The following is a 14913-nucleotide window of genomic DNA, read 5'->3' as shown; positions in this document are numbered from 1 at the left end:
TCAAACAGCGCGTGTCGGCCAACCGGCAGTACTCGACGATGGAGCAGCACGTCGCCGCTGCCATCCGCTGGGTAGTGCGCCTTTCTCCCCAGGACGCCCTCCGCAAGGCGGGCTGCCTCGCCGAGGGCTTCTGGCTGCGCGATTTGTTAGAGAACTTCTGGCGACCTACTTAGCCTGAACGCGGGGGTCACCGGAAGAGGGGACGGCTCTAGCGACGGCGCTTCACCGGGGCGGGCAGATGTTCGAACGCCGTCTCCACCATGCCGCGCAGGCTGGCCTCGTCCATGCCCGCCTTGCCCACGGCCTCCAGCCCCCGGAAGACCGCGAGCAGCATGGCACCCAACCTCTGTGAGTCAGCGTGGGCGGCAAGGTCCCCATGTGCCCGGGCCTGCTCCAGGCAGCGAACGAACGCGGCCTCCAGCCCCCGGAAGGTCTCCAGTGCCCGGTCCGCCACGTGCGCGTCCTGCGCCGCCAGCTCCGACGTGCCTCGCGCCAGCAGACACCCTCGCCGGTTCGCGGGCGCCGCGGACGCGGTGGCAACGCCCAGCATGTACTGGCGCAGCCGCTCCAGCGCTCCTGCGTCCGGCCCCTCCAGCGTCTTCTTCACCGACTCCACGGAGCTCACGCAGTACGTGTCGTACACCTTCAGGAAGAGCTGATGCTTGTCGCCAAAGGCTCCGTAGAGGCTGCCCTTCCCCAGCCCCGTGGCCCGCATCAGGTCGTCCATGGACGTCGCCGCGTAGCCCTTGTTCCAGAACTGGTCGCGCACCGCCCGCAGCACCTGCGCTTCATCGAATGTCCGAGGCCGAGCCATGCCCGGAAAATAAAAGTTATTGACCGTTCGGTCCACCATTCTTAGATATGGACCACGAAGTCCATAACCAAGGAGTGGGACGATGGGCAGGCTCGACGGGAAGGTGGCGGTCGTCACGGGTGGAACCACGGGCATCGGCTTCGCGTCCGCGAAGCGCTTCGCGCAGGAGGGAGCGAAGGTCTTCCTCACCGGCCGCCGGCAGGCGGAGGTGGACCGGGCGGTGCAGGAGATTGGCCACGGCGCGGTGGGAGTGCGCGGGGACGTGTCCGTGATGGCGGACCTGGACCGGCTCTACGCGCGGGTGAAGGAGGAGGCGGGGCACCTGGACGTGGTGTTCGCCAACGCGGGCGGCGGCGAGTTCGCGGCGCTGGGCACCATCACGGAGGCGCACTTCGACCAGACGTTCAACGTCAACGTGAAGGGCACGCTGTTCTCGGTGCAGAAGGCGCTGCCCCTGTTGAAGGACGGCGGCTCCGTCATCCTGACGGGCTCCACCGCGGGCTCGGACGGCTCGGCGGCGTTCAGCGTCTACGCGGCGACGAAGGCGGCGATCCGCTCGTTCGCGCGCACCTGGGCAACGGACCTGAAGGGGCGGCGCATCCGGGTGAACACGCTCAGCCCGGGCCCCATCGACACGCCGGGACTCAACGGGCTGGCGGCCGACGCGGCGGGGGCGAAGCAGATCAAGGAGTACCTCACCAGCCTCATCCCGCTGGGACGCATGGGGCAGCCGGACGAGGTGGCGAAGGCGGCGCTGTTCCTCGCGTCGGACGACAGCAGCTTCGTCAACGGCGCGGAGCTCTTCGTGGACGGCGGCGCCGGGCAGGTCTGAGCGGCCCGGCGAGGAAGGACCGCGTCAGTCTTCCTTGCCGTCCGGGTTCGACGCGGCCAGCTTGCGCATCTTCGCGGCGAAGGGGCTCTCGCCGTTCACCGGCAGCGGGCCGCCGGCCATGCGCTGGCGGCGGTCCATGGCGAGGTGGCCCTCGGGAGGACCTTCCAGGGCTTCCTTCTCGAAGCGGTCCTGGCCGCTCAGCACCCGTCCCACGGGACGGGACGAACCGACGCGACGAAAGGGATCCACGGACATGGTGCCGACCTCCGGATGACACCCCTGTTCTACCGCGCTTCGGTCCCCGGTGCATCCCACCCCCGGGGATCCTCCAGCGCTCCGCCGATGTGCCGGAGCACCCGCGCGGCCAGGTCCACGTCGATGAGGCGCGCGTCCCAGGTGCAGGTGAGCGTCATGGCCTTGCCGGGCACCAGCGCTCCGTCCTGCACCACGGGCACGTCCCGCACCAGCCCGGGCGCCAGCAGGAGCGGCACGCGGGTGTAGGGCACCATCGCGACGAAGCCCCGCTCCAGCCCCAGCGAGCCCAGGTTCGTCACCGCCACGGAGCCGAACGGGTCGAACGGCATGCCCACGCGGCGCAGGTTCACGTTCAGGCCGTACCAGACGAAGGACAACAGCCGCAGCGCGGGGCCCATCAGCCAGCCGGGCAACAGCGACGAGCGGCGCTTGCCTCGTTCAATCTCCACGTCCTCACGAGCACGGACCCGCGACACCCGCGACTCCATGGCGTCCGCCAGCGCCTCCAGCGACTTCTGGTCCGCGCGGTGCACGGTGGCGGTGGTCAGGTCCACGCGCGACGCGCCGCTCGCCGGCTGCACCACCAGCACGCAGACGCCCACGTCCTCGCGCAGCCACGGGCGCTGGCCGCGCAGCACGACGTTGGCCTCCGGGTAGCGGCGCAGCGCGTCCGCCGCGGCCTTCGCCACCAGGTGCGTCACCGTCAGGCGGCGGCCGGTGAGCGTGCGGTGCGTGGCCATGAACGCGAGCGCCGGCTCCATGCGGACCTCCAGCGCCGCGTAGGCCGTGGGGTCGCGGGGCGCGCGCCACGTCCCCAGCGCGAGCTTGCGCAGGGCACTGGCCGGGGGCGCGGAATGGAGGTCCAGGTTCATGGAAGGTTTCTCAAGCCTTTGCACGGCGGGAGGACCGCGCGCAACCGGGACGGGCACCTGTTAGACATTGGCCCCAGCGCCCCTGCCCCTCCCGTCCTTCGAGGCCCATCCGCATGAGCACCCTCGCCCTGGTCCTGTCCCTGGCATTACAGGCCTCGCCGCCCGCGACGAAGCCGCTCCCGAAACCCGCCGCGCAGGCGGAGAAGAAGGCCCCCGCGGAGGACGTCGCCGCCGCCACCCAGGCGTGGCACGCCGAACGGCTGCAACGCCTGCAATCGCCAGACGGATGGCTGACGCTGGTGGGGCTCACCTGGTTGAAGGAGGGCGAACAGACGGCCGGCTCCGCTCCCGACAGCGCGGTGCCACTGCCCTCGTCGGCGCCGGCCAGGGCGGGGACCTTCGTGCGCAAGGGTGACACCGTGAGCTTCCAGCCCGCGCCGGGTGTGGCCTTCACGCTGGAGGGCAAACCCTTCACCGGCGGCGCGCTGAAGACAGACGAGAAGGAAGCGCCGGACGTGGTGCGGCTGGGCACCGTGAACTTCCAGATCATCCGCCGGAAGGACCGGCTGGGCGTGCGGGTGAAGGATTCAGAGGCGGCGACGCGCAAGCAGTTCCACGGCATCCCGCTGTATCCGGCCAGCTCAGACTGGAAGGTGGAGGCGCGGCTGGTGCCGGACGACAAGCCGCGCATGCTCAGCGTGCCCACGGTGCTGGGGTACGCGGAGGAGATGAAGTCCGCCGGCACGCTCGTCTTCAAGGTGGCGGGCAAGGAGTACCGCCTGACGCCCGTGGGGGAAGAGGGCTCGGACGAGCTGTTCATCGTCTTCGGCGACGAGACGAACCGCGACACCACCTACGGCGCCGGCCGCTTCCTCGAAGCGCCGCTGCCGGACAAGGACGGGCGCGTCGTGCTGGACTTCAACCGCGCCTACAATCCGCCGTGCGCCTTCTCTCGCTTCGCCACCTGCCCGCTGCCTCCGCGCGGCAACCGCCTGTCCCTGCGCGTGGAAGCCGGTGAGAAGCGCGCGGGAGAGCACTGACCCCTCGAAACGCCTCCGCCCGCTTCCCTCCAGGAGGGAAACGGGCGGCGTGGGGGCGTCATCAAGCTGAAACCTCAGAGCTGGATGTTCTTCTCCACTTCCGCCATGCGGAAGCGCGCCATCGCCAGGTTCGCGTTCGCGCGGTGCAGCGCGATGTAGAGGAACAGGCCTTCGCGGGCCGCGAGCGGACGGATGATGTGGTACTGCTCGCCCAGGGTGATGAGCATGTCCTCGATGCGGTCCTTGATGCCCAGGGCCTTCATCGTCTTCAGCTTGGCGCGCATCACCTCCGTGTTGCCCGCCGCCGCCGCCTCGACGTTGAACCCCGCGGATCCGACACTTCCCAATGTCATCCCGCTGTTGGCATCCGCGAGACAGACCGCGAACGCCCCTTCAATCTTCATCGCCTCTTCCAGCGACTGCTTCACGTTCGCCATGACTTCACCTTCCAGTAGGACGGGGGGACCGGCTGGGGACTGCGACTGCGGAACGGCAGGCTGCGTCTGCGTGGTTTCGGCCGTGAGCTCCGCCAGGTCGAACGTCAGCTGGCTGGAGTAGGAGCGCGGCTGCGGCACGAAGAGGGCCTGCGCCTCCGTCAGTCCGCAGAGCGTCTCCAACTGCACCGCCAGGTGGCGGCACAGCACGTCGCGCAGCGTGTCGCGCGGCACCAGGCCCCACGCCACCAGCGTCTCGCAGAAGTTGCCGCCACTCTTGCGGCACTCCGCCATCACCTGCTCGACGTCCTCGCGGCTCACCAGCTTCGCGTCGATGAGCGCCGTGGAGAAGCTGCGCGAGCCCGGGCCCGTGAGCACCGTCCACGCCACCTTGCGCTCCACCACGAAGATGCGCCCGGAGACCGTGGTGGACTTCACCACCACCTCACCGCCCAGCTTGCTCTCCAGCGCTTCGTTCAACACCGCCCGGACGACCTGACGGGGCTGGGACACCACGTTTCGGGGAGCCGGATTCATTCGGGAGTCACAGTGACCGTCAGTGTTGGCGCGGTCCGTCAAGGGGGCGGGGCTGGCGAAACAATAAACAACTACGCTGCATAATGGCAACCCAGCTGTAAAATTCAGGGATTTTATGACTCCCCTGGGGTTGGTGGAACCCCGTACAAACGTCTGAGTGTCTTGTATCGAAGAACCAAAGACAACGGAACAATGCCAGCGCAGCAAAAACCCGGCGCATGCGTCCGACAGCGCAATGCGTCGAGGGGATGCGGGGTTGTCCCCTCAACATTTTCCCTCTGAAGCAGGGGCAGGCAGGCCTCTCCCCGGGGGGAAAATCCGATGCTCCGCGCGGCACGTAGAACCCCCCAGAGCGCGTGAAGCACCCTGGGGGGCTGGGTCCTGTTGGACCATGTTTCGCCCTGTTGGCCGCTCAGTGCACTGGGGGTGCGCGGTCCGCGGTGGCTTGCGGGGCCAGGGGCGACTCCAGACGTGGGGCGATGCCGTCCTTCAGCTGACGCAGCACGGCGGCGCAGAAGGCCTCCAGGTCATCCGGCTTGCGGGACGTGATGAGGTTGCCGTCCTCCACCACCTGGCGGTCCACCCAGCGCGCGCCGGCGTTGATGAGGTCCGTCTTGATGGAGGGGAACGAGGTGACGGTGCGCTCGTCCGCGATGTCCGCCTCCACCAGCATCCACGGCGCGTGGCACACGGCGGCGATGGTCTTGTCCGCCTTGAAGAAGTCGCGCACGAAGCCGACCATGGCGATGTCCATGCGCAGGTGGTCCGGCGAGTAGCCGCCGGGAATCACCAGCGCGGCGAAGTCCGCGGCCTTCACCTCCTTCACCGCCTTCTCCGTGCGGATTTCCGCGCCCTTCTTCCCCTTGAGCGTCTTGCCGGCCTCCACGCCGATGACGACGGGCTCGTGGCCCGCCTGCTTGAGCGTGTCGAAGGGCACCTGGAACTCGGAGTCCTCGAAGTCGTTCGCCACGATGAATGCGATGCGCGCCATGGAACTGCCTCCCGCTGGGCATTGGTGTCGTTGAACCCGCCCGAGCAAGGTGCCCACGACAGGGGCCGCGACAACGCCACTCCGCACCGTCTTCCAGTCCCGAATGCGCTCGGCTGCCCCCCTTCCAGGTCGGTAGGCCGCGTTCACCAACGCTAGATTGACGCCATGCGCTCCCGACGCCTGCTCCTGCGCGTCCGGCGTTAGCTCACGCTCTCCGCGCTGTAGCGGGCCAGCAGGCCCGTGCGCACCGCGTAGCGGTAGACCCGCTGGAACACCCAGCCCGCCAGCACGATGTCCAGGAGCGCCAGCGCGAAGCCCCACCCGAGCGTGGCGCCGGAGAACTCGCCGCCGGCCACCAGCGTGCGCACGCCCTCGAAGACGTAGGACGGGGGCAGCAGCTTCGCCACCCACTGCATCCACTCCGGCAACGTGGACAGCGGGTAGAAGACGCCCACGAACGGGGACAGCAGGCTGGGGATGGGCCAGACGAACCACTCGGACGCGGGGCCCAACCTCAAGACCATCGCGCTGCTGAGGATGCCCAGCGCGATGCCGAAGAGGAACAGCACCATCACGAAGGGGATGAACATCACCCCGTAGGCGGCGAAGGACAGGCCGAACACCGTGGTGGACAACAGCAGCATGACGACGAGGCCAATGGCGCTGGTCACGATGCTCGTCAGCACCAGGCCGCTCACGTACTCCGTCAGCGTGAGCGGCGTGGCGAAGACGTTGAGGAAGTTGCGCGACCAGACGTCCTCGAAGAAGCCCGTCGTCAACCCCTGCATCACGCGCGCGAAGAAGTCCCAGAGCAGCACCGCGCCCAGCAGCGCCGGCACGAAGTCGTAGCCGGAGGACGTGACCTGGTTGAGGTACCGGGTCATGAAGCCCCACAGCACCATGTCCACGGCCACCCAGGCGAACAGCGGCACCACTCGCGCGAAGTTGCCCCTGTAGAGATAGAACTGGCGCAGCGCGATGCCCGCGACGTGGTTCAGGTTCATGGCGCTTCGTTCCTCTCCAGCGCCAGCGGCTCGTTGGCCACGGCGATGAACAGCTCCTCCAGTGACGCCTTGCCGTGCTCGCGGGGCAGCGTCTTCGGGTCGCCCTCCAGCAGCACCCGTCCGCGCGCCAGGAAGAGGACGCGGTCGCAGACGGACTCCACCTCGTACATGTTGTGGGACGTCCACAGCACGCCGCTGTTGCCCTTCGCGGCGAAGTCACGGATGCGGGTGCGGATGTCCAGCGCCGTGGCCGGATCCAGCGACGCGGTGGGTTCGTCCAGCAGCAGCAGCCGGGGCTCGTTGAGCATGGCCTTGGCCAATGACACACGGGTCTGCTCGCCGGAGGAAAGCACGCCGCACTTGGTGTCTCGGAAGCGCTTCAGGTCGTACTCCTCCAGCAGCGTCTCGATGCGGGCGGACAGCCCCTTCACGCCGTAGATGAGGCCGAAGACGCGCAGGTTCTGGGCCACGGTGAGGTTGCCGGGCAGCGGCGAGTAGACGGCGGCGAAGTTGGTGCGGGACAGGGCCTTCACCCGCTGGGTCTCCAGGTCGGTGCCTTCGATGGCGATGGTGCCGGAGGTGGGCTGGAGCACGCCCAGGAGCATGTTGATGGTGGTGCTCTTGCCCGCGCCGTTGGGTCCCAGGAGCCCCACGATTTCGCGGCGGCGCACGTGGAAGGAGATGCCGTCCACGGCCGTGTGGGCACCGTAGGTCTTGCGCAGGGCCGTGACGGAGAGGACCAGGGTGTCCAGCGAGCCGGATTTCATCTGGGTGCTTGCTGTACCACGCGGACGTCTCGCCGCCAGGGCGCACTTCCGGCGGGAGGCAGGCGGGCGGGGCCTCGGGGCCCGGAGACGAAAAGCGGACGGTGCCCGTGCACGGTCCACGCGAATCTGGAAAGCTTCGCGCCCCTTCCTGGCCCCAGTGGAGTCGCCGTGCTGCTGGAAGTACCTATTTTAATAGGCCTAATGGTGGCAGCCATCGCGCTTGCCATCGCCGCCAAGCGGGCCAGCGTGCCGTACAACGTCGCGCTGGTGCTTGGTGGCCTTCTCATCTCCGTCGCACACCTGCTGCCGGGAGTGCCCCCGCTCAACCCGCAGGTGGTCTTCCTCATATGCCTTCCGCTGCTGCTCTTCGAGGGCGGCATCATGGCGGACCTCAATGGCATCCGCGCGAACGCGGTCCCCATTGGCCTGCTGTCCACGCTGGGGATGGTGCTCGCCATTGGCGCCACCGGCGCCGCGCTGCACTGGATGCTGGACCTGGCGTGGGGGCCCGCGCTGCTGCTGGGCTCCATCCTCGCGGTGACGGACACGGTGTCCATCCTCTACGCCTTCCGTCGTGCGCCAGTGCCCGGGCGGCTGGCGGGCATCATCCAGGGTGAGAGCCTCTTCAACGACGGCACCGCGCTGGTGGCGTACACGGCCATCGCGGCGGTGGTGGCGGGCGGTATGGCGCCCTCGCTGGGGTCGCTGGGCGGCCATGTGCTGCTCGCGTCGGTGGGCGGCGCGGTGGTGGGCCTGGCGCTGGGCCTCCTGGGCGGCTTCATCATCCGGCGCGCGGAGGATCCGCTCGCGGAGATCATGGTGACGACGGCGGTGGCGCTGGCGTCCTACGTGATGGCGGAAGAGGTGCACCTGTCGGGCGCCATCTCCGCGGTGGTGGCGGGGCTCGCGGTGGGCGTGACGCTGCGGCGGGAGGTGCCGCCTCAGAGCCAGGTGGCCATCCACTCCTTCTGGGAGTACGCCACCTTCGGCGTCAACACGTTCCTCTTCCTCTCCGTCGGTCTGGACACGCGGCCGGAGGCGCTCCAGGGACACCTGCCGGGCGTGGGCATCGCGGTGGTGGCGGTGGTGCTGGGGCGCGCGGTGGCCATCTACCTGCCCTTCCTGCTGCTGCGTCTGTTCAAGCCCGCGGAGACCCTCCCGCTGCGCTGGCAGCACGTGTTCCTGGTGGGAAACATCAAGGGCGCGCTGTCCATCGGTCTGGCGTTGGGTCTTCCGGAGAATACGCCCGCGCGCGAGCAGATTGTCTCCATCGCGTTCGGCGTCACGCTGGTGTCCATGGTGGGCCAGGGGTTGATGCTCACGGGCGCGCTCAAGGCGCTGGGGCTGTTCCAGCAGGACGCGGTGGCGCTGGAGATGGCGGAGCAGCGCGGGAAGCTCATCGCCAGCCGCGCGGCGCACGTGGAGCTGGAGGCGTTGCACTCGCAGGGCCTGTTGCCGCGCGCGGCCTACGAGCACCTGCGCAGCGAGTACCAGGTGAACATCGCCCGGGCGGAGCGGGAGCTGCGGCGCATCAGCGAGCAGCACCTGGCCGAAGGGGCGAAGGACCTCTTGAGCACGCGGCGGCGGCTCATCGACGCGGAGCGCACGGCGTTGCAGGGCGCGCGGCGCAACGGGCTGATTCCGGAGGCGACGGCGGAGGAGATGCTGGCGCAGCTGGACGCGCGGATGTTGGGCCTGGAGAAGGTGCTGCACGGCGGGCACGCGAATTCGGAAGGCAAGGAGCACAAGGCGTCATGAAGATCGTCATCGCGGGGGGAGGACGGGTGGGCGGCGCGCTGGCGGCGCGGCTCGTGTCGGAGCAGCACTCGGTGACGGTCATCGAACGCGACGCGGGCATCTGCTCGCGCCTCTTCGAGGAGGTGGGCGTGGTGACGGTGTGCGGTGACGCCACGAATCCGCGCGTGCTGGAGGCGGCGGGCATCGGGACGGCGGACGTGGCGGCGGCGGTGCTGGCGCACGACCCGGCGAACCTCGCGTTCGCCATGCTGGTGCGCGCCACGTCCAGCGCGCGCCTGATGGTGCGGATGCTGGACACGAACTACCGCGACGCGTACCGGCTGGCGGGCGTGAAGGAGCTGGTGGCGGAGGCGGACGTGGTGGTGGCGAAGATGACCACCGCCATCGACTTCCCGCAGGTGTCCGGGTCGCTGCCGCTCAGCAGCGGCGACGCGCTCCTCTTCGAGCTGGCCATTCCCGCCCGCGCCCGGGTGGCAGGGCAGACGGTGGCGCAGGTGCGCGGCATGGAGGGCTTCCCTCGCGAGTGCATCTTCATCGCGCTGGTGGATCCGCAGGGCCACACGGCGCTGCCGGAGGGCAACACGCAGCTGAAGGCCGGGCACAACGTCATCCTCGTGGCGCGCCGCACGCAGGTGGCGACGGCGGTGGAGTTCCTCACGTCGGAGCCGCCGCTGGGCGAGGGCCTCGCTTCGACGCTGGCGAAGACGCTGCGCAAGCTGGACTTCCTGGCGCCCCTGAATGACGACGAGTTGGAGGCGGTGGCGCGCGGCGCGGAGCTGCTCCAGACGCCCGCGGGCACGGAGCTGTTCCGCCAGGGCGATGCGGGCGAGACGTTCTACGTGGTCATCTCCGGCGAGGTGGCGATGAAGGACGGCTCACGGCAGACGGTGGCCACGGTGAAGCAGGGGGGCTTCTTCGGAGAGCTGGCCCTGCTCACGGGCGAACCACGCAACGCCACCGCCGTCACCGCCACACCGTGCGAGCTGGCCGCCGTGGGCCGCGAGGACTTCCGCGGCGTCATGATGGCCAACCCCGCCGTCGCGCTGGAGATGAGCCGCATCCTGGGCCAACGCCTGTCACGCCTGGGCGGACAGGTGCAGTCGACGAAGCGGCGCGGGCTGTTCGGCCGCTGAGAAAGACTGGTGCGCTACGTGGACCGCCTGAGGCGCCCGCACACCGCGGACGCCGCCAGGAAGCCCACGCTGAAGGCGCTGCGGAAGCGGTCGTAGAGCGCGCCGACTCCGGGCACGTTGGCGATCATGTCGCCGAAGCTCCACATCTCCTCGTGCGCGTGGATGAGCGGCAACACCTCACCGCCGTCCTCGCCGCGCTGGAGCGTGAAGTCGTACACGAGCAGCGTGCGCAGCGGGTACGTGTAGAGCCACGCGAACTGCTTGAGGTTCATCACCCCGTCCACGATGGCCCGCCCGCTCTTCCCATCCGGCTCCAGTTGGACGTTGAGCTGGAAGATGTCGAAGTCGAAGTGGAACATGCAGTGGAAGCCCGCCGCGCCCTTGCGGTACGTCTCCTTGCCGCCCCCCTTCTGCCAGGGGTCGGTGAAGGTGACGTCCTCCGCCATCATCGGCAGCAGCTCCGCGTCCAACACCGATGCGGGGATGGACGTCGTGTAGAGCAGCCGCGTCACTTCCCGGAAGCGCGCTTCCAACTGCTCGATCAATGCCTGCTCCGCCTTGCGCATACGTCCCCCCTGCCCGCTCTCGGACCGCGCCTGAAGGTAGGCACGGGCCTGGGACAGGGGAAGACGGGGTGCGTCAGCCGCTCAGCTCCGTGAGGAGCTGCGCCGCCTGGTCCTTCACGGTGGCGTCCGCCGTGCCCAACGACTGCGCCTGCCTGGCGTGCCGGGTGGCTTCCGCTCGGTCGAACGGCTGGGTGGCGCGCGCCAGGTTCAGGTGCGTGAGCGCGTCCTGGGGGTTCGCCTCCAGCACTCGCTCCAGCAGCACGCGGGCCCGCGCGTGGTCCTGGTCTCCCATCAGCAGGCGAACCAGGTCGTTGGTCGGGCCGGGCTCGTGGGGCACCACCGCCACGGTCTCCTCCAGGAGCTTGCGGGCCTCGGCGCGCTCGCCCAGCGCCTCGTGCGCCTGCGCCAGCGAGTGACGGATGTCCCACTGATTCGGAGCGCGCTCGAGGGCCTCCGCGAAGAGGGCCTTCGCCTCCGCCAGCTCCCCGGCCAGCATGCTCGCCAGGCCGTGCAGGTGGACGTAGCGGATCTGCGCCGGATCCAGCTCGCGCAGCTCCAGGATGGTGCGGCGGGCCGAGTCCTTGCTGTTGGCCTGGAGGTAGAGACGGAAGAGGTCCTGCAACACCGCCACGCGCGTGCGGCCCTGCGCGTTCTCGAGCGCCCGCGTGGCCGCCGCGATGGCCGCCCCGATGGCGCCGTTCGCCGCATGCGCGCGCGACAGCATCAGGTGCGGCAGGGCCTCCTGGGGCGCCAGCGCCGAGGCCTGCTGGAAGTGCGTCACCGCCGCCGCCGTGTCCCTGCGCTGCACCGCGATGCGGCCCAGCTCGAAGTGCGGGTAGACGCTGTGGGGCGCCACCACCTGCGCGGCCTCGAAGGCGGCCTTCGCGCCCTCCAGGTCGCCGCGCTCGGCCAGCAGCGTGCCCAGGTTGAAGCGCTCGAAGTAGCCGGCGGTGGGCGCGGCGGCCAGCGCCTTGAGCGTCACCAGCGCCACGGGGTCTCCGGCCTGCGCCTTGAGCATGGCCAGGTGCGCCTGCGCCTCCGTGTTGTCCGGCTGCACCTGCAGCAGGCGCGTCACGGCGCCTTCCGCCTCCTTCGCGGCGCCGGTGCTCAGGTGGGTGCGCACCAGGCCCATCAGACAGTCCACGTCCTTCGGGTCGATGGAGAGGCCCTTCTGGAAGCTCTTCACCGCCTCCGCCGGCTGACCCTGCTGGAGCGACTGCCCACCCTCTTGCGCGTACCTGGATGCCATGGTCCCCCTTAACTACCACGAGCCTCCAGAATCCCCGCCTCCCCGCCTGCCCCTAGCGGCGCAGCGCGGCCAGGGCGACACCGGGGACCTTCCACCAGGACGGGGACTGCTCGAATTCCACCAACCGGCGGCCCAGCGCCGCCACGCCCTTGTGACCCGGCACCCACGGAGGCGAGGGCAGCGACGTGAGCGGGGCGCGCAACACCGCCTTCTCGATGGACTCCAGCATGAACGTGTTGTGCACCCAGCCCTGCCCGCTCTGGATGTCCCGGGCCGACGCGGACGGATGGCCGCCCCAGGGCATGCTGCCCAGCGCATACGCCGCCGCGGGCCAGGTGTTGAGGGCCACCGTGCCGTAGCGCAAATCCCGCACCGCCTTCTCCACCGCCGCGCGCACCCTCGGGTCCCGCATCGTCTTCGGGTGGACGATGAGCGTCACGTTCAGCGTGCCCCACACCTTCTCGTTGAGGAACGCCACCGCGGCCTCCAGGAAGGTCACCGGTTCGTCGGAGCCCGGCAGGCCCGTCTCAGACAGCACCGTGCACCAGGGCTCGTTGCGGAAGACGCGGTCGTCCGTCTTCGAGGGATCCACGTCTGGAATCAACGCGTAGGCCAGGTCGCCCTCGCCGGGGTTGCCCACCAGCCGCAGGTTGGGGCGCGCGTCCGTGAACTGGTGCCAGCGCTCCTGCGCGCCCGGGTAGTACGCGCGGCGCACGGGCGCATGGCCCAGGCTCGCCTGGATGCGGTCCATCAGCGTGCCGCGTTGGAGCCAATCCTTCGGCTGCACCAGCAGCTTCGCCGCGTTGCAGTTGAAGGACGCGTTGTTGGCGACCATGCCGGCGATGTCGTCCGCCTGGAAGCGCAGCTCGCCGTCCGAGTACGGCCCCGGCACCACCACCACGGGGGAGATGTTGCCCAGCTCGCTGGAGACGTGCTTCGCGAGCAGCGGTTCGTTCTTCCGGCGGCGCTCGTCGGACTCCGGGCCGGGCGGGCCCCACACGAGCGCGTCGTGGGTCTTGTCGCTGCCGGTGATGTGCAGTTCGTCCACCGCGTCGTGGTGGACCAGCTGCGCGCCCTCCTCCGCGCCGCCGTACATGATGGCCAGCGCGTCGCGAGCGATGAGCGGGGCGAAGGCCTGCTCCAGGAACGGGCCCAGGTACGCGTTGACGGGGTTCATCTTGAGCACGCAGGCGGTGCCCTCGACGAAGAGCTTGTAGAGGCAGTCCATGGGCGGGATGGAGTTGACGTTGCCGCCGCCCAGCACCGCGCAGACCCGGCCCTTGTGGGGCTTTCGGTAGAAGGACGCCTGGTGTTCACGCAGGTTGGCCGCGGTGACGCCAGGCTGGAAGTAGACCTCGCCCGTGGTGCCGGGCAAGAGCATCCCCTCCAGCCTGTCCTGGGGGAACAACCGCGCGGCGAGCCGCCCGTCCTCCAGCGTGCGCAGGTGCTTCGCGGGGATGACGGGCGCGCCGTGCTTCTGGATGTCCTTCAGCGCGTCCGAGAGCAGGCGCAGGTTGCGCACCACCACCATGGGCCCGGCGAGCCACTCCTCACCCGCGAGTGGACCGCCGGGGTCGATGCCCTTCGCCTCGCAGGCCGCGCGCACGCTCGGCTCCGCGATGGCGACGTACGCGTCGCGCAGGTCCCCCAGGAGCCGGATGCGCTCCGGCAGAGGGAGCTTCGCCCACGCGCTCGAGCCCTCACGGACCCGGCGCACCAGGATGTCGATGGTGGTGCGTGACGTGTGCTGCGGGACGGCGGCGGACATGGCGACCTCCGAGACAGGCTTCACACCGGGTCCCGGTATAGGGAACCCCCGCGTGCGCCGTCACCGAGGGGCCGCGCCCTCTGTCCTCAGGAGGGCAGAGGCTCGGCCAGGCCCTTGCGGATGGCCTCGTCGATGACGGCCATCACCTTCTTCATGCTCTCGCGGCTGCGCGCCGCCTGCTGCTCGCCCAGCTTCCCCTGCTGCTCGCCTAGCTTCCCCTGCTGTTCACCCAGCTTCGACTGCTCCTCGCCGAGCGCCTCCATCTTCTTGCTGAGCTCCTCCTGCTGCTTGTCCAGGCCCTCCAGCTCCTGGTCGAAGGACGCGTCGCGCTTGTCGAGCTCCGCTTCCTTGCGGTCGCGCTCGGGGCCGTCCGCGAGCGAGTGGAGGCGGGCGCGTTCCATGGCGATCTCCGCGCGCTTCGAGGCGATGGCGGCGTGCTTCGCGGCGATCTGCGACATGGGATAACCAAGCTCCGCCTGCTTCTGGCCCAGCGAGGCCTGCTGCGCGCCCAGGGCCGCCTGCTTCTCACCGAGCGCGCTCTGCGAATCGCCCAGCTTCCGGTCGTCCTCCATCAGGTTGCGCACCTGCTCCAGCGTCTTCGCGTCGCGGATCAGCATGGGCTTGTTGTCGCGGCGCACGAAGAGCAGGTCCTTGCCCTTCTGCTTGAAGGTGCGCGCCAGGTACAGGTCGTCCGTGCTGCCGGCCATCATCGTGCGGCCGTCGGAGAGGTACGCGAAGGTGTCGCCGTCCTCGATGCCCATGTCCGGCGGAGGCGCGGGCGGTGCGGGAGGACGCGGCGCGGCCGCGAGCATGGGGGCCATGGGCGCCACCGGGGGCACCGCGCTCCGGACCGGAGGCGCGGGCGGCACCGGCGGGGTGGGCCTGCCACCGAC

Annotated in this window: 14 protein-coding genes and 1 pseudogene; 4 read left to right on the top strand and 11 right to left on the bottom strand. The window is 69.7% G+C overall.

Annotation, left to right across the window (positions count from 1 at the left end; all coding sequences use genetic code 11):
• Positions 1–208: 208 nt before the first annotated feature.
• The gene (locus D7Y11_RS36645; protein ID WP_233607503.1) at positions 209–814 is read right to left on the bottom strand and encodes a TetR/AcrR family transcriptional regulator; all 606 of its coding nucleotides are present in this window, start codon (positions 812–814) and stop codon (positions 209–211) included.
• Positions 815–896: 82 nt separating this feature from the next.
• On the opposite strand from D7Y11_RS36645, the gene D7Y11_RS36640 reads away from it, so the two are divergent.
• A complete protein-coding gene (locus D7Y11_RS36640; protein ID WP_120578951.1) occupies positions 897–1646 on the top strand; it encodes a glucose 1-dehydrogenase in 750 nt (249 codons plus the stop codon).
• A 24-nt stretch (positions 1647–1670) separates the two neighbouring features.
• On the opposite strand, the gene D7Y11_RS36635 is transcribed toward D7Y11_RS36640, so the two are convergent.
• Together D7Y11_RS36635 and D7Y11_RS36630 are read right to left on the bottom strand one after the other, a co-directional pair.
• Positions 1671–1901, bottom strand: a complete 231-nt coding sequence (locus D7Y11_RS36635) for a hypothetical protein (RefSeq protein ID WP_120578950.1) — start codon at positions 1899–1901, stop codon at positions 1671–1673.
• Positions 1902–1930: 29 nt separating this feature from the next.
• Positions 1931–2773, bottom strand: a complete 843-nt coding sequence (locus D7Y11_RS36630) for a 2-oxo acid dehydrogenase subunit E2 (RefSeq protein WP_126935986.1) — start codon at positions 2771–2773, stop codon at positions 1931–1933.
• A gap of 113 nt (positions 2774–2886) precedes the next feature.
• Between D7Y11_RS36630 and D7Y11_RS36625 the strand changes: the two genes are divergently transcribed.
• Entirely contained in the window at positions 2887–3813 is a 927-nt protein-coding gene (locus D7Y11_RS36625) for a DUF1684 domain-containing protein (protein ID WP_121753305.1), read from the top strand.
• A gap of 74 nt (positions 3814–3887) precedes the next feature.
• On the opposite strand, the gene D7Y11_RS44630 is transcribed toward D7Y11_RS36625, so the two are convergent.
• The 4 genes from D7Y11_RS44630 to D7Y11_RS36605 form a co-directional block, all read right to left on the bottom strand.
• Complete coding sequence (locus tag D7Y11_RS44630) at positions 3888–4784, bottom strand: hypothetical protein (protein WP_126935985.1); 897 nt, start codon at positions 4782–4784, stop codon at positions 3888–3890.
• A 412-nt stretch (positions 4785–5196) separates the two neighbouring features.
• Complete coding sequence (locus D7Y11_RS36615; RefSeq protein WP_120580685.1) at positions 5197–5775, bottom strand: type 1 glutamine amidotransferase domain-containing protein; 579 nt, start codon at positions 5773–5775, stop codon at positions 5197–5199.
• A 200-nt stretch (positions 5776–5975) separates the two neighbouring features.
• Positions 5976–6779 (bottom strand): ABC transporter permease, encoded by an 804-nt coding sequence (locus D7Y11_RS36610; RefSeq protein WP_120580686.1) that lies wholly within the window; start codon positions 6777–6779, stop codon positions 5976–5978.
• Positions 6776–7546, bottom strand: coding sequence for an ABC transporter ATP-binding protein (locus tag D7Y11_RS36605; protein ID WP_120580687.1), 771 nt, complete (start codon positions 7544–7546; stop codon positions 6776–6778). Before D7Y11_RS36605 ends, D7Y11_RS36610 begins: the two co-directional genes overlap by 4 nt.
• Before the next feature lie 201 nt (positions 7547–7747).
• On the opposite strand from D7Y11_RS36605, the gene D7Y11_RS36600 reads away from it, so the two are divergent.
• Together D7Y11_RS36600 and D7Y11_RS36595 are read left to right on the top strand one after the other, a co-directional pair.
• On the top strand, positions 7748–9304 hold the full coding sequence (locus D7Y11_RS36600) for a cation:proton antiporter (RefSeq protein WP_217276292.1): 1557 nt from the start codon (positions 7748–7750) through the stop codon (positions 9302–9304).
• Positions 9301–10437, top strand: coding sequence for a cyclic nucleotide-binding domain-containing protein (locus tag D7Y11_RS36595; RefSeq protein ID WP_120580689.1), 1137 nt, complete (start codon positions 9301–9303; stop codon positions 10435–10437). Before D7Y11_RS36600 ends, D7Y11_RS36595 begins: the two co-directional genes overlap by 4 nt.
• Positions 10438–10451: 14 nt before the next feature.
• Here the strand turns inward: D7Y11_RS36595 and D7Y11_RS36590 are convergent, their stop codons facing one another.
• The 4 genes and pseudogenes from D7Y11_RS36590 to D7Y11_RS36575 form a co-directional block, all read right to left on the bottom strand.
• Complete coding sequence (locus D7Y11_RS36590) at positions 10452–11003, bottom strand: hypothetical protein (protein WP_120580690.1); 552 nt, start codon at positions 11001–11003, stop codon at positions 10452–10454.
• A gap of 73 nt (positions 11004–11076) precedes the next feature.
• On the bottom strand, positions 11077–12252 hold the full coding sequence (locus tag D7Y11_RS36585; protein ID WP_120580691.1) for a tetratricopeptide repeat protein: 1176 nt from the start codon (positions 12250–12252) through the stop codon (positions 11077–11079).
• 52 nt (positions 12253–12304) lie between these two features.
• A complete protein-coding gene (locus D7Y11_RS36580) occupies positions 12305–14020 on the bottom strand; it encodes an aldehyde dehydrogenase (protein WP_126935984.1) in 1716 nt (571 codons plus the stop codon).
• An 86-nt stretch (positions 14021–14106) separates the two neighbouring features.
• A pseudogene (locus tag D7Y11_RS36575) lies at positions 14107–14913 on the bottom strand (biotin transporter BioY); the annotation flags it as partial.

The organism is Corallococcus sp. AB018, assembly GCF_003986945.1.
In the GTDB taxonomy this organism is placed as follows: domain Bacteria; phylum Myxococcota; class Myxococcia; order Myxococcales; family Myxococcaceae; genus Corallococcus; species Corallococcus exiguus.
This window is presented reverse-complemented; position numbering and strand designations above follow the sequence as displayed.